Source organism: Halomonas litopenaei (assembly GCF_017303055.1).
Classification (GTDB): domain Bacteria; phylum Pseudomonadota; class Gammaproteobacteria; order Pseudomonadales; family Halomonadaceae; genus Halomonas; species Halomonas litopenaei_A.
The window spans coordinates 251641-270631 of record NZ_JAEKJT010000005.1 but is presented as its reverse complement, the minus strand read 5'-3'; the positions used below and the strand labels follow the sequence as shown (position 1 = coordinate 270631).

Below are 18991 nucleotides of genomic sequence, written 5' to 3'. Positions count from 1 at the left end.
GACACCCCAGGACATCCCCCGTCATCCACCGCGATGACCACAGAGAAGGATGCCGGGCGAGGTCACCTTGAGCTAGAGGCTATTCCTCATGACGGACACTGCGACCGCACCGCGCCCGGTGGCGCTGATCATTCTCGACGGCTACGGACACAACGAAGATACCGCGTCCAATGCCGTTGCCGCCGCCGACACTCCTCATATGGACCGCCTGTGGAAGGAGCGTCCCCACACGCTGATCCACACCGATGGGCGCCATGTGGGCCTGCCGGACGGCCAGATGGGTAACTCAGAGGTCGGCCATATGAACCTGGGTGCCGGGCGTATCGTCTATCAGGACTTTACCCGCATCACCAAGGCCATCGAGGACGGTGAGATCGACCACAATGTCGTTCTGACCGCACCGATCGACGCTGCCGTCAGTGCCGGCAAGGCCGTCCATCTGTTGGGGCTACTTTCCCCTGGTGGCGTACATAGCCACGAGGACCACCTGCTGGCCATCGCCGAGATGGCCGCCCGCCGCGGCGCCACACGCATTTACCTGCACGGTTTCCTGGACGGCCGCGACACAGCGCCCAAGAGCGCCCAGGCGTCAATCGAGCGCGCCAACGCCAAGCTCGCTGAGCTGGTGGGCAAAGATAACGGCTATGTGGCGTCGATCATCGGTCGCTACTTCGCGATGGACCGTGACAACCGCTGGGAGCGAGTGGAAAAGGCCTACCGCCTGATTACCGAAGGCCACGGCGAGCAGCAGGCCGAAAGTGCCGAAGCGGGTCTCGCCGCCGCCTACGAACGTGGTGAAACCGACGAGTTTGTGGCCGCTACCAGCGTGCGGCCCAACGGCGAGGCCGTCACCGTCAACGATGGTGACGCCCTGCTGTTCCTCAATTTCCGCGCCGATCGCGCCCGCGAACTCACCCGCGCCTTTGTGCTCGAGGACTTCGACGGCTTCAACCGTCAAGCACGGCCGACGCTGGCCGCCGATGGTCTGGTCATGCTGACCCAGTACGCGGCAGACATTCCCGCTCCCTCGGCCTTCCCGCCCGCAGACCTGACCAACACCCTGGGTGAGGTGATGGAGCGTCGCGGCAAGACCCAGCTGCGTATCGCCGAGACCGAAAAGTACGCCCACGTGACGTTTTTCTTCTCCGGCGGCCGCGAGCAGGAATTCGAAGGTGAGAAGCGCGCTCTGATTCCTTCCCCCCAGGACGTCAAGACCTACGACGAAAAGCCCGAGATGAGCGCCTTTGAGCTGACCGACACCCTGGTCGAGGCCATCGATGGCGGCAGCTATGACCTGATCATCTGCAACTACGCCAACGGCGACATGGTCGGCCATACCGGCGACTTCAACGCCGCCAAGGCCGCCATCGAGGCAGTGGACAAGTGCGTAGGCCGCGTGGTCGAGGCGATCGAGAGAGCGGGGGGTGCCTGTCTGATCACCGCCGACCACGGCAACGCCGAACAGATGGTGCATCCGCAGACAGGCAACCCGCAGACCGCCCACACCACCTTCCCGGTGCCACTGGTGTATGTCGGCAGCCGCGAGGCCCGGCTCAAGGATGGCGGGCGCCTGTGCGATCTTGCTCCCACCCTGCTGACGATGATGAACGAAACCGTGCCTGAGGAAATGACCGGCGAGGTGCTGATCGAACTGTCGTGAGACGCTTCTTCGTACCCTTTCGTCAAGGCCGACCCGCCGCCCTTGCACGCTCAGCCATGACGCCGTCTCCCACGAGGCGGCGTCATGGCCTCGCAAGCACGCCTCATGGCCGCTGCGGCACGTTTCTGCTTGCCGCCGCCCTGTGGCTGGGCGGTCTGCCTACCCCGCTGACCGGGATGACGGTGGCCGCCTTGCCCGCTGCCTTCGCCAGCCCCGATGAGCGCGAGGCCCAGGCCACCCTGGACGCCATCGGTGAGCGCATTCAGGAGGCCAATCGGCGCCTGGCCAGCACCGATAGCGCTCGCGACGATGCCAGCGCTGACCTGCGTGAGGTGGAAACCGCCCTGGCCGACACCCACCGACAGCTGGATGAGCTGCAGGCCGAGCGCCGGGATATCGACCAGGAAATGGCCGAGCTGGAAAGACGCCGAGAGCTGATGGAGGCGGAACGCGAACAGCAGCAGGCCGCCCTGGCTCGCCAATTGGACGCGCTGTACCGCATGGGAACCACACCACAGCTGAAGCTGCTGCTGAATCAGGACGACCCTGCCCGGCTCGACCGCCTGCAGGCCTACCTCAACCATCTGGCCGAGGCACGCAACCAGCGACTGGATCTGCTGGCACAGCTCAACCGACGTCTGGACGAGAACCGGGACGCGCTGGAGCAGCGCACACAGCGCCTTGCAGCGCTCAGGGCCGATGTTGAAGCCCGCAGCCAGTCCCTGGCCCGCCAGAGCCAGGAACGCCAGGCCTTGGTGAACGAGCTGGACCAGCGTTATGACACCGAAGCCTCGCGCCTGGCAGCGCTCGACCAGGACAGGGCCCACGCCGAACGCGTGCTGCGCGACGTACAGGAGGCCATGACCCGGCTGGAGCGACCGCCCCCGTCTACCGCCATCGAGCGCACTCGCGGCGATCTGCCATGGCCGGTACAGGGCATGATGTTGAGCCGTTTTCACCAGTCCCGTGGCGTCCACCGCAATGGCATCCTGATCCAGGCAGCCTCGGGCACCGCTGTCGAGGCAGTGCATGCCGGGCGCGTGGTGTTTGCCGACTGGATGCGCGGCTTTGGCAATCTGTTGATCATCGATCACGGCGATCAGGTAATGACGCTCTATGCCCACCTGCAGCAGTTCGAGACGAGCGTCGGCAGCCGGGTCGAGCGCGGCCAGGTGCTTGGCCGCGTTGGCGTCAGCGGCGGCCGGGACGCCCCCGGACTGTACTTCGAGGTCCGCCGACGCGGCAGCCCGATTGACCCCAGCGGCTGGATCGCGCGGCGCTGATCCCTGCCATTTCCATACCACCTGCCTGGGGCTATGCTTGAACCTTGCCCCTACGTCGAGCGGAGACCGCATGTTCCAACACCGAGCCGCACATCGCCCCTCGCGCCCTGCGACCGTCACCGGGCTCGGCCTGGCGTGGTGCCTCACCGCCCTGCTGGCCTGGCCCGGCACCAGTCTGGCCCAGACCAGCAGCGCCGACGATGCGCTGCCGATCAACGAAATACAGGCCTTCTCGGAGGTCTTCGAGCGGATCAAGCGTGGCTATGTCGAGGAAGTCGACGATGCCACCCTGCTCAAGAATGCCATGCGCGGCATGTTGTCCGAGCTCGACCCGCATTCCAGTTACCTGGACGAGGACGCCTTCCGCAACCTGCGCGAGACCACCCAGGGCGAATTCGGCGGCATCGGCATCGAGGTCGGGCTCGACGACGGCCAGCTCACGGTCATCACACCGATCGATGATACGCCGGCCCAGCGGGCTGGCCTGGAAGCACGCGATGCCATCCTGCGCATTGATGACACCCCGACGGACCGCCTGACGCTGCAGGAAGCCGTGGATATGATGCGCGGTGACCCAGGTACCGACATCCGCCTCACCGTGGTGGGTGCCGGCGACGGAGCCCCAAGGGAAGTCACCCTGTCTCGCGAGATCATCCGCACCGACAGCGTGAAGAGCGACGTGCTGGAGCCCGGATACGGCTATCTGCGCATCAGCCAGTTCCAGTCGCGCACCGGTGAGCAGGTCGAAGATGCCCTGGCCGAGCTGCGGGACGAGGGCGCCCAGTCGGGTATCGTGCTGGACCTGCGCAATAACCCTGGAGGCGTACTGCAATCAGCGGTGGACGTGGCCGACGCCTTCCTCGACAGAGGCCTGATCGTCTATACCGAAGGGCGCTTGGCCGACAGCGACATGAGCTTCTCCGCCACTCGTCGCACCGTGGCGCCCGACGTGCCTCTGGTCATCCTGATCAACGGTGGCAGCGCATCCGCCGCCGAGATCGTGGCAGGCGCGCTGCAGGACCAGCGTCGCGGCGTGGTAATGGGCACCGAGAGCTTCGGCAAGGGATCGGTGCAGCAGATCCTGCCCCTCGGCAATGGAGAAGGGCTGAAGCTGACCACGGCGCTCTACTACACCCCCAACGGGCGCTCGATTCAGGCCCAGGGCATCGAGCCCGATGTTGAAGTCGTGCGGGGCCGACTCGAGGTCGCGGAAAGCAGCGGCTTGAGGATTCGTGAAGCCGACCTGCAAGGGCACCTGGGCGAGGATAGCCAGCGTGACAGGAGCGACCAGAGCGACAGACTGGCTGGAGACTATCAGCTCGGCGAGGCCCTGAACCTGCTCAAGGCGCTGAATGTCATCAGCCAGCGCACCCCTCAGTAAGACGCAGGTGGCCAGGTCATCCTGGCCACCGTCTCCTGGGCCATCACCAGGGCCCTCACCAGAGCCATCACCTAGTCAATAACGCGTGCCGACCGGTGCGGACTGTCATCAGCGACACGACGCCGGCAGGCGCCCGCGCGACCCGGTTGCCTGCTGCATGATCAGCCGCTTGAGCAGCGACACTCGATCGACGCCAGACAAGCCCAGGTTGCGCAGCAGGGTAATACCGGGGTGGCGGCTTCCGAAGAGCCGTCTGAAGCCATCCATCATCACCAGCATCATGCTGTTGTCACCGCGCCTGCGGCGCTCGTAGCGCGCCAGCAGGCGAATGTTGCCCGGAGACACGCCTCGGCGGCGGCCCTCCAGCAATTCCTCGGCCAGCACTGCCGCATCCAGAAAGCCCAGATTGACCCCCTGACCGGCCAACGGGTGAATGCTATGGGCAGCATCACCGACCAGCGCCAGGCCTGGCTGGTGGTAGCGCTCAGCGTGACGCTGGCTCAGCGGAAAACGGATCGCCTGGTCGAGGACCTCGACCGCGCCAAGGCAGTGATCCACGGCAGCACCCATGGCCTGTCCCAACGCCTCGGACGGCATCTCACACAGCTGCTGCGCATGCTCAGGCGAGGTCGACCAGACGATCGAGCAATAGTGGCTGTCGCCGTCGACCGTCAGCGGCAGAAAGGCCAAGGGTCCGCTGGGCAGAAACGCCTGGCGCGCTACCGCGCCATGCTGACGCTCGGTCCTGACGGTGGTGACCACTGCCTGATGCCCTGTGTCATGTTGGCTGACCTCAATCCCCGCCAACTCGCGTAGTGGTGATCGCGCCCCATCCGCACCAACCACCAGCGGCGCCGACAGCGTTCTGCCATCCTCCAGGCCCACCTCACGCATATCATCACTACCGGCCAGACTGACGATTCGCTGGCCATAAAAGCGCCTGATCTGCGGCAGCGCGTCCAGGCAAGCTTCCAGTGAAGCCAGCACCAGGTCGTTCTCGACGATGTGGCCCAGTACCGAAACCCCCGCCTGGTCGGCGCGAAAACGAATCTCGCCGGAGCCCTCGGCATCCCACACCTGCATGCCGGTGTAGGGCGTTACGCGACGTGATGTAATATCCGTCCACGCACCAATCCCCTGAAGCAGCCGCTGGGATACAGGCGTCAAGGCGCTTACCCGAGGGGCAGGCGACGCCAGCGGCAGCCTCTGCCGGTCAAGAGGGCCAGGGCGTGGGTCGACCATCGCTACCGACCAGCCGGCGCGTCCCAGCAGTACGGCTAGAACCGCACCGACCATGCCGATACCCGACACCACGACATCATAGGCTTCTGGCGCCGTCGCACTGGCCGCGTGTTGATCTTGCTCGCTCACCTTAGCCCCCGCCTGTTCTCGAATGCTGAACCATTGCCTGACGCCATCGCGCTGGCAGGCACAGTGTACCGCCATGCCCCTGGCTTCGCTCGCCGCCTTGCTGTCTCATCCTCCTGATGGAGATGCCGCGCTTCCGTGAGGGAGCGCCAAATACATCAGCCGAGCGCCGCTAGGCACCCGCAGCGCAGCGAATCATTGGCGCAGGCAGTTATCCCGTGTTGCCCTAACGCTCTATCCCCATCGCTCGCCTGGTCAAGGTCCCGCGCAGCGGGCCACTCAGGTTGAGCCCGATCAGGCCCGCTGCACGAGCATGGGACAGCAGCGGCTGGTCGATGCCAAACAGTCGGATCAGTCCGTCACTGAAGCGCACCACATTACGCTGGTCCGCCTGGCGCCTCCGTTCGAAGGCCGACAAGGTGTCACTGCTTCCCGGGGCATGGCCATCTTCCAGCCCTTGGTCAATCGCCTCGACCAGGTCCATCACGCCTCGCAGGGCGAGATTGAAGCCCTGCCCCGCGACCGGGTGGAGGGCATGGGCGGCATTTCCCATCACCGCCAGGCCAGGCCGAGTCGTCTCACGTGCGGTCACCAGTGACAGCGGGTAGACGTGTCGCTTGCCCACCTTGACGAAGGCACCAGCGCGGTCGCCGAAAGCCCGCTGCAGCTCGTCGAGAAAACCCCGGTCAGACAGCGCCAGACGACGCTGCTCGCTTTCCCTGGCATGGGTCCACACCAGCTCCATCGACTGCCCGGGCAAAGGCAGCAGCGCCATCGGCCCTTCGCGGGTGAAGCGCTCATAGGCGACGCCTCCATGGGGCCGGGATACCGCCACATTGGCGATAAGCGCAACCTGCTCGTAGGGGGTGGCATCACTTTCGATGCCCAGCGCCTCTTTCAAGCCTGATCGACCGCCGTCAGCCATGACCGTAAGGCCTGCCTGCAAGGTACGACCTGATGACAGCACCAATCGGTGTCCGCCAGCACAGGCAGAGATGTGCTCGACCGTTGCGGGACAGTGCCAGTCCAACGGCAGCTCGGCGAGACGGTGATGCAACACCTGCCCCATCCACGCATTAGGGATCACATAGCCCAAGGCATCGACGCCCATTTCATGCGCACGCAGCCGTGTCGCCCCCAATCGCCCTTTCTCACTGACATGAATCAATGAGATGGGGCTCGCCTGGGGGGCCATGGCCGACCACACACCCAAGGTCTCGAAGTGCGCCGCGGTCCCTGCCGCGATAGCGCTTGCCCGGGCATCGAAGCTGGGCTGCCAGTCACTGGCTGGGGCCGTCGCAGCGGACATTGGCGAGGCTTCGATGACGGCTACCCGCAAGCCACGATCGTGGATCAACCGCGACAGTGCGACGCCCAGGCTGGCGCCGACCAGTCCGCCACCAATAATCGCGACATCCACCTGCTCAACGCCGGCCGACACCTCCTCGCGTGCCACCCCCAAAGGCGCACTGGCGCTCGCCATTTGGCCGGGGGCATCACCTCCGGTATCCGCACCAGCCTGGGCGTTGTCTTGCGCATCGGCAGCCGCTACCGCCTGGGGTGCCGCCTGATCCTGGGGACGACCTTCGGTCATACTGTAATCCTGTAAATATTTTACGTAACAAGCCTTCTGAACACGATAAGGCGATCAGAAAATAACCACATTGTGCAACAATAAAGCCAGCAGCTAGTAGCCAAAAAGTCGCTCCTGGCATCGCTGATTCCCCCTGCCAGACACAAGGTCCTGCCAGGGCCACCTTGACGGCCAAGCGCCCTCAGCGTCCTTTCCGGTCGATCTCGATCAACTGCCTTGGCCACCTGACGTGACCCTCTAAGTTGGCTGCCAGCAATAAACAGCAGCGTTGCCTGACCGTCACACCAGCAAATGGCGACAGTGACAGCATCGACCAGTGGCGTCTCGGTGCTGTCGACAGCAGCAGAGAGCGACCGCTGACGACGTCGCATGTCGCACGGGCGCGCTAGGACACGAGATTCAAGCTGTCGGCGGTTTTCTCTATTTTCGATACCGTTAGCACCACGATCACAACAAAATAACCAGCAATACGCAGCATAGCAGGCTCTGCGTCAGAGTGAAGGTTGCGTATCGAGAAGGGGTTCACTGGACGGCAGAGGGCATGACCAGGCGAGAGCGCAGCAGGGCAAGGCGCTCAACCAGTGAGCGGACGAGCAAGGCGACGTAAAGACAACGGCAACAACAACGAGCAGGGGAGAGCGGAGAGATCTAGCCGCCGCGGCTATCGCTTGGGCGCTCAGGGCAAAGGCCGCGGCGAGGGGGGAAACGGACGGTGCAGGCGACACCCGCTGACACCTGGTCCGTGGCAGGGCGTGCCCAGGCAGCGGTAGAACGCCACCTGGGAGCGCGCCTCAATGGGTGGTCGGCGGCTCTTCGTCGACCTTTTCCACTTGCGGCGTGCCCGGATGCTGTTCGGTATAGAGCAACATCGCCGCCATGCGCGCATGCTCGGTCAAGGCGAACAGGTCGTTTTCGTTTTCCGCGCTGTCATCGATATCGGTGTCGATGGCCGCCAGGCCTGCCAGGTCGTCGATGGCTTCCGCCAGCGCCGCCGACCATTCCTTGCGCAGTTCTTCACCGGCATCCTCAACGACCTCAAGAAAACCGAGCGTCCACTCCTTCAGGCCCTGCGCGCGCTCGGCCAGGGAAAACAGCTCGTCAGGCAGCAGCGGCTCAAAATTCAGCTCGCTGCCTGACAGCGCATCCAGGGTCTGGCGGCGCCAACCCAGCAGACGTTCAGCGCTGGCTTCATCCTTGGGCTGGTCGACCCCCAGGGTTAAACAGACCTGCTGCAACCAGCCTTCCGCCGTCAGATCGTGGAGCCCCAGCTCGGCACACAGACGGCCATCCAAAAAGGCCGGCGACTGCATGCTTCCGTGCAGCAGGAAGGTATCGGCAATGGTGGAAAAATCCTGGCGTTCGTTAATCAGTGACATAGCAATTTCCGCTGAAAGAGACGGCATCGGGGAGGGGACTGGGAGGACCGCAGCAACGCCTGGCACCTCCACGCTATCGACGAAGGTCCCGAGGTCATGATGCCTCGCGTTGACCCCCCGCTGACGGCTCTCTTATAGTGACTCGCAATCGATACCCCTGATGGTAACGCATTCTGCCCCTTCGGCGCTGCGTTGACCGAGGCCCTTCCGGAGCCAGGCCCATGACAGATACCACGCGGCATACCACCGACATTACGCTGCTGGAGCGCCCCTATACCATTGCCTGCGCCCCAGAGGAGCAAGAGGGCCTTGAGCGCGCTGCGCGCTACCTGGACCAGGCTATGCAGGGTATTCACGCACGCGGCAAGATGGTGGATCGCGAGAAGATCGCGATCATGGCGGCACTCAACCTGGCCCATGAGCTACTTGGCTTGCGTGACGAGAAGCGCGCCAGTGAGGCCAGTCTCAGTGAGCTGAACACCCGACTGGAGCAGGCCTTGGCCACCGCCCCAGCCCGCGAATCACGTGACTGAGACGCCACGAAGCACGTGACTCAGACACACTAAAGGACCACACCCGCCAGCGACGGTTTGCACTGGGCGCTTGTCCCTCATTGGCATCTTCGCTTTGGAGCAGCCTCGCTGTCTGTTAGCATGGAGCTGTTCCCTGGGGTGTGCGCCAGTCGTTATAGTCCCTCGAGCCTATGAGCAGTACCCAGGGGGCCAATAGCTAGCCGGGCCCGTGTGCATGTCCGTGCGACGGAAAGCCTGACGGCTCGGCTGCGGCCACCCACCTTGAACCTATGGGTTCAAGGGCCAGAACGACAGCGGCATTCTGGGGAACCTTGAACGATGAATCTGTGCTCCAACCACGAAGCTCAGACAGAGCTCGGGCACTTGTCACGCACCGAGCTGCGACGCGAGCTGCGTCGCCGACGCCGCGACTTGAGTCAGCAGCAGCAACAGACGGCGAGCCAGGCATTGATCGCGAGACTGCGTCGCCTGCCGGAGCTGTTGACCGCTCGACACGTGGCGCTCTACCTGCCCAACGACGGGGAAATCGATCCTCGGCCCCTCATTCGCTGGCTGCATCGCCGCCGTGCCCAGGCCTACCTCCCGGTACTGCGCCCCTTGGCGGCCAACTGCCTGTGGTTCGTTCGCTACGACGCCCGCACCCCCATGGTGACCAATCGCTTCGGCATATCCGAGCCGGACAGCCGTTTCGGGGCGCATCCGTCACACCGTATGCCTGCCTGGGCTCTCGATGCCATCCTGCTGCCTCTGGTCGGCTTTGACTCGTCAGGGCAGCGCATGGGCATGGGAGGGGGCTTTTACGACCGCACCCTGGCCTTTGCCCATCCAGCGCAATACAACGGCGGCCCCAGGCCTCGCCTGATTGGGCTCGCCCATGATGTACAGCGAGTGGACCACCTACCGATCGCCTCCTGGGATGTCCCCCTGGATGCCATCGTCAGCGATGCAGGCGTCATTCGTCCTGCGCACTGAAACAGCCGCGGCTCAGGTCCTGAAACGCATCCGGCCGCCCATGGTGGGCGGCCGGATCGCGATATCTGCCGATGTCGTGCTCAATGGCGCGGGAGATCTCTCCCTCTGGTCGGTTTCAGCCGCCGACCAGCGCCTGGGCATAGCCGGTGGCGACGACTCCCAGACCGAAAACCAGCACCAGTGACATGATCAGATCGGGCTTGCGTCTCATTCCTGACTCCGTATATACGGCCGCCTGCCGTATTGTCTTGATGTTATAGGTCGAAGCAACTAAGGAAACACTGCATAAATGCCTGTGCAGACGATTCGCTGCGTTGCGCGCTGCTCGAACTCCTCACCTATACGGCATAGGCCCGGGTTCTGCGCTGCGGGCGCCTTGCACCTCATTCCGCTCGGCTGATTTATTCAGCGCTTCCCAAGCTCAGACTATAGGCTGGGCACTTATGCATGGCAATTACCACTCTAGTGGCATGACGCACATCTACTGACCAGCTCTGGCCCAGCAAGTAAGTCAGCGCTCGCGCGCAGGATACGCCGCTTGATCCCAACTGCCAAGATGTCTTGGCACGCTATTCATTGTCCTGCGTCATGACATGCGCGGATGACGGCATTCCCCTTCGACAAGGCCCTGCTGGCCACCGTTACTCATTCCGTGTCGGTGGCGCTGACAGGGCCGAAACAGTGCTGTGCTCGGGGCGCTTGGCGATGCCCTGAAGCGATGCCAAGAAACCATGCCCCAACGCTATGCCATGAACAGTTGGTAGGCGGGATTGTCGCTTTCCTTCCAATAGCGATAGCCAATGGCATCGAAATGCTCTTCCACATGACTGCGATCGCCGTTGGGAATCTGCATACCGACGAGCACTCGACCATAGGCCGCGCCATGATTGCGATAGTGGAACAGCGAAATGTTCCAGTCCTGGGGGAGGTGGGTCAGGAAATTCATCAGCGCCCCGGGACGTTCGGGGAACTCGAAGCGATAGGCTTCTTCAACAAACTCGGTGCGGGGTCGACCTCCGCCAAGATGGCGAATATGCAACTTCGCCAGCTCGTTGTCGGTGAGGTCCTCGACCGGATAACCCGCCTCGAACAGACGGCCGATCAACGCCTGGCGATCCTCACCACCGGGCTTGACCTGCACACCGACAAAGATATGGGCCTGGTCGGCGTCGGCGTAGCGATAATTGAATTCGGTCACCATACGCTTGCCGATGGTACGGCAGAACTTCTTGAAACTGCCTGGGCGCTCAGGAATCGTCACCGCCAGGATCGCCTCACGCTGTTCACCCAGCTCGGTCCGTTCGGCAATATGCTGAAGGCGGTCAAAGTTGGTGTTGGCGCCAGAGTTGATGCATACCAGCGTCTGATCCTGGGCGCCGCTCTCCTGGATATATTTCTTCAGTCCGGCCAGCGACAGCGCCCCCGAGGTCTCTGACACGGCACGGGTATCCTCGAAGATATCCTTGACCGCCGCACACATCTCATCGGTGTTGACGGTAATCACGTCATCGACCAGGTCGCGCATCAGTGAAAAAGGCACCTTGCCGATCTGCGCTACGGCGACGCCCTCGGCGAATACCCCCACCTGGTCCAGCACCACCCGTTCACCCGCCTCAAGGGCAGCCTTGAGACAGGCACTGTCCTCGGACTCGACCCCGATGACCTTGATCTCAGGGCGCAGGTACTTGATGTAGGCCGCCATGCCGGCGATCAATCCGCCGCCGCCCACCGGAATGAAGACGGCGTCAATGCGGCCGCTATGCTGGCGCAGAATCTCCATGGCGACGGTCCCCTGACCGGCGACCACGTCGATGTCGTCAAACGGCGGGATGTAGGTATAGCCGTGCTGCTCAACCAACTCGTGAGCATGCTCTGCAGCAGCGGCGAAGGCATCGCCCTTGAGGATGACCTTGGCGCCCCAGCCTCGCACGGCGGCGACCTTGATTTCAGGGGTGATGCGCGGCATTACGATCACCGCCTTGACGCCCATCAACTTGGCGGCAAGCGCCAGTCCCTGAGCGTGATTTCCCGCAGAGGCCGCGATCACGCCCTTGGCTTTCTGCTCGTCGCTGAGGTGGGCCATACGGTTATAGGCGCCGCGAATCTTGAACGAGTGCACCGGCTGCAGATCTTCACGCTTGATCAGAATCTGGTTGTTGAACCGTCGAGACAGCATGGGAGCCGGGGAAATCGGCGTTTCACGGGCCGCTTCATAAACCCGGGCCTGGAGGATCTTCTTGACGGTAGCTTCGAGCATTCTGGTATCCAGCGTGAGGGGGCAAGCAAAGCCCCTATTGTTAGCATCGCGCTGCACCTGGCGTCCAGCGCCAGTCGCCTCGGCTGCTGTCTGTGCACGTTTACCCTATAATGATCGCCGCCCACCCATTTTGAAGACCCCTGCGCAGGTATCTCATGACCCAGGACGAACTCAAGGACGCTGTCGCGGCAGCCGCCATCGATGAAGTGCGCCCGATGCTTGGCAAAGACATCGTGATCGGCGTCGGCACCGGCTCGACCGCGAACTTCTTCATCGATCGACTCGCAGCGCTGCGCGGCGACTTCCGCGGTGCCGTCGCCAGTAGCGAGGCCAGCGCCAAGCGCTTGAAGGACCATGGCATCGATCTGTATGAACTGAACGAAGTTGGCACACTGCCAGTCTATGTGGACGGCGCAGACGAAGTGAATGCTCACTTACACATGATCAAGGGCGGGGGTGCCGCACTGACCCGCGAGAAGATCGTGGCCGCCTGTTCGACCACCTTCATCTGTATCGCCGATGCGTCCAAGCGAGTGGAACGACTTGGCGACTTCCCGCTGCCGATCGAGGTGATCCCGATGGCCAGGTCCTACGTGGCGCGTGAAATGGTCAAGCTGGGTGCGGACCCGGTCTACCGCGTGGGCGTGGTGACTGACAACGGCAACCAGATCATCGATTGCTATGGTCTCGAGATCGACGATGCCGTCGCCCTCGAGCGCCAGATCAATGCCATCGTCGGCGTTGTCACCAATGGGCTGTTTGCGGCTCGTCCCGCCGACGTGCTGCTGCTCGGCAGTGCTGAAGGCGTCAGTCGTCAACTGCCGGCGTAAGCTCCCGTGCGCGCTCACTGCTTCGTGCATCGATAAGCGCATCCAGCCCATCGAGGGTCGCGTCCAACGCACCTCGATGGGTATCAAGCACGTGCTGCCCGGCCTCACTGAGCCGCTGACGCTGTTCACCATCTTCCAGTAACGCCGCCACTCGCTCACTCAGTTCCTCGGCGTCGGCAACCTCGACCAGCGCTCCGGCATCTCGCAACGCCTGGGCGACGTCCGCGAAGTTCTCCAGATGCGGCCCGGTAACCACCGGCACCCCCATCATGGCGGGCTCCAGCAGGTTGTGTCCTCCGATCGGCACGAGGCTGCCCCCCACAAACGCAAGGTCGGCACACCCGTAGAGGGCCTGCAGCTCGCCCATGCTGTCACCGAGATACACATGGACCCGAGCGCTGGGCACTCGTCCGCGGGAACGGCGGACGGTGTCGAAACCGGCCTCATGGCACAGTTCGGCGACGTCATCAAAGCGCTGCGGATGCCTCGGTACCAGCACCAGCAACGCATCCGGGAAGCGCTCCAGCAGCCGTCGATGCACCTCCAGCAACTGCTCGTCTTCACCCGGATGGGTCGATCCTGCGACCCAGACCGGTCGATGACCAATGGCTGCGTGCAAGCGCTCACTCACCACCTGAGAGGCGGGATCCACCGTCATGTCGAACTTCATCGAGCCGACGACCTGAATATTCTGGGGCGCCATGCCTAGCGCGATGAAGCGCTCAGCGTCGTCTCTGGACTTGGCCGCCAGCCAATCGACACAGGACAGCGCCTGGGCCATCAGCGGGCGCAGCCGGCGATAGCCGCGAAAGGCGCGTGGCGACAGTCGTCCATTGACCACCGCAACGGGAATGCTCTGCTGGACACAGGCGTTGAGCAGGTTAGGCCATAGCTCGGTCTCGAAGAAGATGGCCTGCTGCGGTGCCAGGCGCTGGACGAAACGCCGCGCCGCGCCAGGAAAGTCCAGCGCCACGAAAACGTGGCTCAAGGGGGCCGCAGCCTCCGCCTCAGGCACGTCCTCGGCCAACGAGGCCACGCGCTCGGCGCCGGTGGCGGTCATGGTGCTGACCACCAGCCGATGATCAGGGTGCCGCAAGCGCAGCGCTCGAATCAGTGGGCGGGCGGCGACGACCTCTCCTACCGATGCGCAATGGAGCCAGAGCCTTGGACGCTCATCGGCGAAGGGCAGCAAACAGCCAAGGCGCTCTGCTCGAGGTCGTCCCACCAATTGTTCCCGCCACACTCGTCGCCAGATCACCGGCGAGAGCAGGCAAAGCGCGCCTGAATAGGCAAGCCGCGGCCAGCGCATGCTCAGCCCTCGCGGTCGAGGATGGTCGATATCATGGCGGTGGTGGAGACACCGTCCTCAAAGCCCAGCACCTTGACCTCGCCACCGGCAGCGCGGACCGCCTCGCCGCCCGCGATGTCCTCGGGCCGATAGTCACCACCCTTGACCAGTACATCCGGCAGCACGGCTTCGATCAGCCGTGCCGGAGTCTCTTCGGCGAAGGGCACCACCCAGTCGACGGCCCCCAGGCCCGCCAGCACTTGCATCCGACGGTGAAGCGGGTTGATCGGTCGCTTGGGTCCCTTGAGCCGACGGATAGACTCGTCATCGTTGACCGCCACGATCAGGCGATCACCCAGCTGTCGAGCGTGCTCCAGGTAGGCCACATGGCCTGCGTGCAGAATGTCGAAGCAGCCGTTGGTCATGACGACCCGTTCACCGCGCGCCTGAGCTGCGCGCACCGCAAGCACCAGCGGACATTCTTCGATGACGCCGAATTCGGCCAACTTATCGCCATGCAGAGCGGTATAAAGCTCGGCAATCGACAGGGTCGCGGTGCCGGGCTTGGCCACCACCAGGCCCGCCGCCAGGTTGGACAAGGTCATGGCCTCGGCAAACCCATGCCCGGCGGCAAGAGCCAGCCCAAGCACGGCAATCACGGTATCGCCGGCACCGGTCACATCGTAGACCTCACGTGCTCGGGTCGGCAGGTGCAAGGGATCTTGCCCTTCGCGAATCAGCGTCATGCCCTTTTCGCTGCGGGTGATCAGCAGCGCTTCCAGGTCCAGCTCCTGGCGCAGCGCTTCTCCCTTGCTGGCCAGGATGTCATCGCTCGGGCAAGGCCCGACCACCGCCTCGAACTCGGCCAGATTGGGGGTAATCACGCTGGCACCGCGGTAGCGGCGAAAATCGCTGCCCTTGGGATCCACCAGCACGCGCTTGCCGGCACGGCGCATCTCGGGAATGACCGCTTCGACATTGGCCAGGGTGCCCTTGCCATAGTCGGACAGGATCACCAGGTCGAAACTGTCGGTGGCCTCTACCAGTCGCGGGGCCAGTTCGCTGGTATCGATCTTGTCGAGCCCGTCCTCGAAATCCAGGCGGATCAGCTGCTGGTTGCGGCTCATTACCCTAAGCTTGGTAATCGTGGGCACACCAGGAGTACGGTGGAAGTGAGTACTTACTCCCACCTCCTCCAGGCGAGTCGTCAGGCGGTCGGCATTGTCATCGTCCCCGACCAACCCAGCCAGCGCCGCATGAGCGCCCAGCGAGGCAATGTTCAGCGCAACGTTGGCGGCGCCCCCGGGACGATCTTCGCACTCTTCCACCCGCACCACCGGCACCGGCGCCTCGGGCGAGATCCGCGAGGTTCCCCCATGCCAGTAGCGGTCCAGCATGACGTCGCCCACCACCAGTACGCGGGAGCGCTCAAGCGCGGTCAAATCAAGCTTCATCGGGGGACTCCCTATCGAGGTCGGAGCGGGAAGAGGCGGCAGTATCGGCCAGCAGTCGGTCTAGCTGCGCAATGACGTCGTCAGCGCTGATCAGGGACATCGCGTCCGGGTGACGCACCCGCTGCCCCCAGGTGATAGTGGCAGCGTCCTCGTGCAGGAACTGGCGCACGGCGTCGGGGTAGCGATTGACCACATAGTCTCGCCACAGGTATGGGGCGGCACGATCCGGATTGGTCGTCGCAAACAGGCCCACCACCGGTGTGTTCAGGGCATTGGCCATATGCACGGGTCCTGAATCCGGAGCGATGACCGCACGGGCCCGATCGATCAGCGCCAGCAGGCCCTTGAGCGACGTGCCACCGATGGCGTCGATCACCGCATCACTCTGGCACAGGCCCTGGATGCGCGAGCCCATCTCTCTTTCCTGGGTGCTGCCGCCACCGGTCATGACGGTCTTCAGGCCATATTGGGTCCAGGCATGCTCGACCACGGCGGCGTAGCCTTCTGCCGACCAGTTGCGGAAATTGCGCAGACGCGGGTTTGCACAGGGGCTGATCAACACGTAGCCCGCCTCCCCGGTCAGCTCACGGGCTTCCTGGTAAGCCGCCTCGGGTATCGGCAGGCGCCACTCCAGGCTGTCATCCTCGACGCCCATCAAGCGAGCAAAGTCCATGAAGGACTCGAGAACGTGAGCACGATCACGCGGGGCCAGCTGACGATGGGTAAACCAGTACTGACGATCCTTGGCGCGAGCCGGATCAAAACCCACCCGAACATCGGCCTTGAGTCCCAGTGACAGCACACTGGCCCGCAGCGCTTGCTGCATGTGCAGCAGCACATCAAACCGTGTATCGGCCAGTTCTCGCCACAGCGCGCGCATGCCCTTGAGGCCAGTGGACTTGTCGTAGACGATGAACTCGACCCCTGACAAGCCCGTCAGTAGACTGTGTTCGCCCTTGCCGATGATCCAGGTGATCCGCGCTTCGGGCCATTGGCGCTGCAGGGCTCGAACCGTGGGCACCAGGTTGCAGACATCTCCCAGGGCGGAGAGACGCAGCACGCCGATGTGGGCTGGACGAGCGGGCAGAGGATGCTTCATGCGGTTGGCAACGTATCAATCAGGAAAGGTGGGCATTTTATACGATGCCACTAGTTTATGTGACGCTGGTCTAACGCCACAAATCGGAGCGTCCTTGCTGGACCCGGAATACTGGCGAGACAGTGGTCATGTCGTCGGCCAGGCGCCTGGTCGAGGCCAGAGTCTGTTTCTCGATCTGGGCGAGCAGCAATGGGTGCTGAGACCCTATCGGCGTGGCGGTATGGTGGCACGCCTGTCTCGCAGTCACTACCTGTGGACCGGCATCGAACGCACCCGCGCCTTCCGCGAGGTAGAACTGACCGCTACGCTGTTTGACGCCGGGCTGCCGGTGCCACGGCCGATCCTGGGGGGCGTCATACGTCAGGGGCCCACCTATCAGGCCGCGCTGATCACCCAGCGCCTGCCCCAGACTCGTGCTCTGGCCGAGGCACTGGCCAGCCACGAGGTCGATGCCGAGCTGCTGGCCGACGTCGGACGCGTGATCCGGCGGTGCCACGTCCAGGGCCTGGATCATGTCGACCTCAACGCACGTAACCTGCTCATCGACACCACAAGGCAGGTCTGGCTGATCGACCTTGATCGCTGTCGCCTGCGCCGCCCCGGGCGCTGGCAGGACGCCAACCTGGCACGTCTGGGTCGCTCCCTTGAGCGCTTCTGTGCAACCTCAACAGCCGCCGCCCAGGCACTGGCAGAGATCCAGCGAGGCTACCGTTCTGAGGAAGGCTCTGGCTCCCACTAAGCGTCGATGACGTCAGCGTAGACATCGATCAGTCCCTCGACGTGGCGTGACAGCAGGAAATGCTGTTTCACCCTGAGCCTTGCCTCGCTGCCCAGACGCGCTCGCAGCTCACTGTCGGCCGACAGCTCGGCCATCGCAGATGCCCATTCCTGGGGCGCCTGGGGATCTGCCAGGCGGCCACTGTGGCTATCGATAAGTTCAGGAATGGCACCACTGCGTGAGCCGATCACCGCCTTGCCTGCCGCCATCGCTTCGATCACTGTCAGTCCGAAGGCTTCATTGCGTGACGGCACGCACACCACGTCGAGCACTTCGAATAACCGCGCGAGATCCCGTCGAAACCCGGTGAAGGTCACCCTCGATGACAGTCCCACCTCCTCGACTCGCGCCTGGAGCTCCGCCACGTACTCCTCGCGGCTACCCTCTTCTGCTGCCAGACCGCCAACGATGACCCCGTGCACGTCGAGTGCCGGATGTTCGCGCAGCAGCAGAGCCAGCGCTTCGATGAACACCTGCTGTCCCTTGCCGGGTGTCAGCCGACCCGCCACCCCGATGGTCACCGCCTTGGCCGGCAGGCCCAGGCTACTTCGAAGGGCGCGCCGCTCACCCGCATCCAGGCGCGGTGCCAACGCCGCCGGATCGATCCCCAGATACAGCCGCTGGATACGTTCGGCGGGCAGTGGAAAGGCCTTGAGGTTACGACGACGGGTCGCGTCACTGATCGACAGCAATCGATCGACCTTGCCGTAGGCCCAGCGGTGGTAGAGGTCCTTCTTCGGCCGCGTGACGCCCATATGGTCGGTAAAGATCACGCCCAGGCTCGGCCTCAGCGTCGCCAGCAGTGCAGCGAGTCGCAGATCGCTGGACTTGTGGCAATGCAGCAGACGAATGTCGTGCTCGCGCAGATACGCCAGCCAACGCCCCACGGCAAACAGCGCTGACGTGCGCGAGGCAGCGGTCAGAGGGACGACACCAGCGCCTTCGAGGCTTTGCGCTACCCGTGAGTCCGCCAGTGCCAGAGCGTGCGTCTCCCACCCACGGGCGGCCAGCTCCGGTATAATCCTCGCCGGATACATTTCCAGTCCGCCCCAGCCGTCCGACAGGCAGATATGCATGACCTTGTGACTCAAGGTGGTCTCCTTTCCGATGGCGGGCTC

The 18991-nt window shown here is 63.7% G+C and carries 15 protein-coding genes and 1 other RNA gene; 8 read left to right on the top strand and 8 right to left on the bottom strand.

Annotated elements, in window-relative coordinates:
- Positions 1-88: 88 nt before the first annotated feature.
- The 3 genes from gpmI (at position 89) to JF545_RS11350 (ending at position 4324) form a co-directional block, all read left to right on the top strand.
- On the top strand, positions 89-1660 hold the full coding sequence (gene gpmI, locus JF545_RS11360) for a 2,3-bisphosphoglycerate-independent phosphoglycerate mutase (protein ID WP_206942131.1): 1572 nt from the start codon (positions 89-91) through the stop codon (positions 1658-1660).
- Positions 1661-1716: 56 nt separating this feature from the next.
- Complete coding sequence (locus JF545_RS11355; RefSeq protein ID WP_347401330.1) at positions 1717-2943, top strand: murein hydrolase activator EnvC family protein; 1227 nt, start codon at positions 1717-1719, stop codon at positions 2941-2943.
- Between the two features lie 70 nt (positions 2944-3013).
- Positions 3014-4324 carry a S41 family peptidase gene (locus JF545_RS11350; protein ID WP_206942130.1) on the top strand — a complete coding sequence of 437 codons (1311 nt, stop codon included), beginning with the start codon at positions 3014-3016 and terminating at the stop codon, positions 4322-4324.
- A 108-nt stretch (positions 4325-4432) separates the two neighbouring features.
- Here JF545_RS11350 and JF545_RS11345 read toward each other — a convergent pair whose 3' ends face one another.
- The 3 genes from JF545_RS11345 to JF545_RS11335 all read right to left on the bottom strand — a co-directional run bounded on the left by JF545_RS11345 (position 4433) and on the right by JF545_RS11335 (position 8662).
- Positions 4433-5620 carry a UbiH/UbiF/VisC/COQ6 family ubiquinone biosynthesis hydroxylase gene (locus JF545_RS11345; RefSeq protein WP_242520839.1) on the bottom strand — a complete coding sequence of 396 codons (1188 nt, stop codon included), beginning with the start codon at positions 5618-5620 and terminating at the stop codon, positions 4433-4435.
- A 298-nt stretch (positions 5621-5918) separates the two neighbouring features.
- Entirely contained in the window at positions 5919-7286 is a 1368-nt protein-coding gene (gene ubiH, locus JF545_RS11340) for a 2-octaprenyl-6-methoxyphenyl hydroxylase (protein WP_242520798.1), read from the bottom strand.
- Between the two features lie 791 nt (positions 7287-8077).
- On the bottom strand, positions 8078-8662 hold the full coding sequence (locus tag JF545_RS11335) for a UPF0149 family protein (RefSeq protein WP_206942128.1): 585 nt from the start codon (positions 8660-8662) through the stop codon (positions 8078-8080).
- A 221-nt stretch (positions 8663-8883) separates the two neighbouring features.
- Between JF545_RS11335 and JF545_RS11330 the strand changes: the two genes are divergently transcribed.
- The 3 genes from JF545_RS11330 (at position 8884) to JF545_RS11320 (ending at position 10167) form a co-directional block, all read left to right on the top strand.
- Positions 8884-9195 (top strand): cell division protein ZapA, encoded by a 312-nt coding sequence (locus JF545_RS11330; RefSeq protein ID WP_206942127.1) that lies wholly within the window; start codon positions 8884-8886, stop codon positions 9193-9195.
- Between the two features lie 127 nt (positions 9196-9322).
- A non-coding RNA gene (ssrS, locus tag JF545_RS11325) (6S RNA) lies at positions 9323-9507 on the top strand.
- A gap of 6 nt (positions 9508-9513) precedes the next feature.
- A complete protein-coding gene (locus JF545_RS11320; protein ID WP_206942126.1) occupies positions 9514-10167 on the top strand; it encodes a 5-formyltetrahydrofolate cyclo-ligase in 654 nt (217 codons plus the stop codon).
- A gap of 742 nt (positions 10168-10909) precedes the next feature.
- On the opposite strand, the gene ilvA is transcribed toward JF545_RS11320, so the two are convergent.
- Positions 10910-12424 carry a threonine ammonia-lyase, biosynthetic gene (gene ilvA, locus JF545_RS11315; protein WP_206942125.1) on the bottom strand — a complete coding sequence of 505 codons (1515 nt, stop codon included), beginning with the start codon at positions 12422-12424 and terminating at the stop codon, positions 10910-10912.
- 155 nt (positions 12425-12579) lie between these two features.
- On the opposite strand from ilvA, the gene rpiA reads away from it, so the two are divergent.
- Positions 12580-13254, top strand: coding sequence for a ribose-5-phosphate isomerase RpiA (gene rpiA, locus JF545_RS11310; RefSeq protein WP_206942123.1), 675 nt, complete (start codon positions 12580-12582; stop codon positions 13252-13254).
- Here the strand turns inward: rpiA and waaA are convergent.
- The 3 genes from waaA to JF545_RS11295 are packed head-to-tail and all read right to left on the bottom strand — an operon-like array spanning position 13232 to position 17095.
- Complete coding sequence (gene waaA, locus JF545_RS11305) at positions 13232-14563, bottom strand: lipid IV(A) 3-deoxy-D-manno-octulosonic acid transferase (protein WP_206942121.1); 1332 nt, start codon at positions 14561-14563, stop codon at positions 13232-13234. The genes rpiA and waaA overlap by 23 nt on opposite strands.
- A gap of 2 nt (positions 14564-14565) precedes the next feature.
- Complete coding sequence (gene hldE, locus JF545_RS11300; protein WP_206942119.1) at positions 14566-15996, bottom strand: bifunctional D-glycero-beta-D-manno-heptose-7-phosphate kinase/D-glycero-beta-D-manno-heptose 1-phosphate adenylyltransferase HldE; 1431 nt, start codon at positions 15994-15996, stop codon at positions 14566-14568.
- Positions 15986-17095 carry a glycosyltransferase family 9 protein gene (locus tag JF545_RS11295; RefSeq protein WP_206942117.1) on the bottom strand — a complete coding sequence of 370 codons (1110 nt, stop codon included), beginning with the start codon at positions 17093-17095 and terminating at the stop codon, positions 15986-15988. Before JF545_RS11295 ends, hldE begins: the two co-directional genes overlap by 11 nt.
- Positions 17096-17189: 94 nt before the next feature.
- On the opposite strand from JF545_RS11295, the gene JF545_RS11290 reads away from it, so the two are divergent.
- Entirely contained in the window at positions 17190-17834 is a 645-nt protein-coding gene (locus tag JF545_RS11290) for a 3-deoxy-D-manno-octulosonic acid kinase (RefSeq protein ID WP_315900647.1), read from the top strand.
- On the opposite strand, the gene JF545_RS11285 is transcribed toward JF545_RS11290, so the two are convergent.
- On the bottom strand, positions 17831-18964 hold the full coding sequence (locus JF545_RS11285; RefSeq protein WP_242520797.1) for a glycosyltransferase family 4 protein: 1134 nt from the start codon (positions 18962-18964) through the stop codon (positions 17831-17833). The genes JF545_RS11290 and JF545_RS11285 overlap by 4 nt on opposite strands.
- Positions 18965-18991 lie beyond the last annotated feature (27 nt).

Bases quoted from the DNA above. Each gene is read 5' to 3' on its own strand.
- gpmI (WP_206942131.1), top strand. From the start codon at position 89: ATGACGGACACTGCGACCGCACCGCGCCCGGTGGCGCTGATCATTCTC.
- JF545_RS11355 (WP_347401330.1), top strand. From the start codon at position 1,717: ATGACGCCGTCTCCCACGAGGCGGCGTCATGGCCTCGCAAGCACGCCT.
- JF545_RS11350 (WP_206942130.1), top strand. From the start codon at position 3,014: ATGTTCCAACACCGAGCCGCACATCGCCCCTCGCGCCCTGCGACCGTC.
- JF545_RS11345 (WP_242520839.1), bottom strand. From the start codon at position 5,620: ATGGTCGGTGCGGTTCTAGCCGTACTGCTGGGACGCGCCGGCTGGTCG.
- ubiH (WP_242520798.1), bottom strand. From the start codon at position 7,286: ATGACCGAAGGTCGTCCCCAGGATCAGGCGGCACCCCAGGCGGTAGCG.
- JF545_RS11335 (WP_206942128.1), bottom strand. From the start codon at position 8,662: ATGTCACTGATTAACGAACGCCAGGATTTTTCCACCATTGCCGATACC.
- JF545_RS11330 (WP_206942127.1), top strand. From the start codon at position 8,884: ATGACAGATACCACGCGGCATACCACCGACATTACGCTGCTGGAGCGC.
- JF545_RS11320 (WP_206942126.1), top strand. From the start codon at position 9,514: ATGAATCTGTGCTCCAACCACGAAGCTCAGACAGAGCTCGGGCACTTG.
- ilvA (WP_206942125.1), bottom strand. From the start codon at position 12,424: ATGCTCGAAGCTACCGTCAAGAAGATCCTCCAGGCCCGGGTTTATGAA.
- rpiA (WP_206942123.1), top strand. From the start codon at position 12,580: ATGACCCAGGACGAACTCAAGGACGCTGTCGCGGCAGCCGCCATCGAT.
- waaA (WP_206942121.1), bottom strand. From the start codon at position 14,563: ATGCGCTGGCCGCGGCTTGCCTATTCAGGCGCGCTTTGCCTGCTCTCG.
- hldE (WP_206942119.1), bottom strand. From the start codon at position 15,996: ATGAAGCTTGATTTGACCGCGCTTGAGCGCTCCCGCGTACTGGTGGTG.
- JF545_RS11295 (WP_206942117.1), bottom strand. From the start codon at position 17,095: ATGAAGCATCCTCTGCCCGCTCGTCCAGCCCACATCGGCGTGCTGCGT.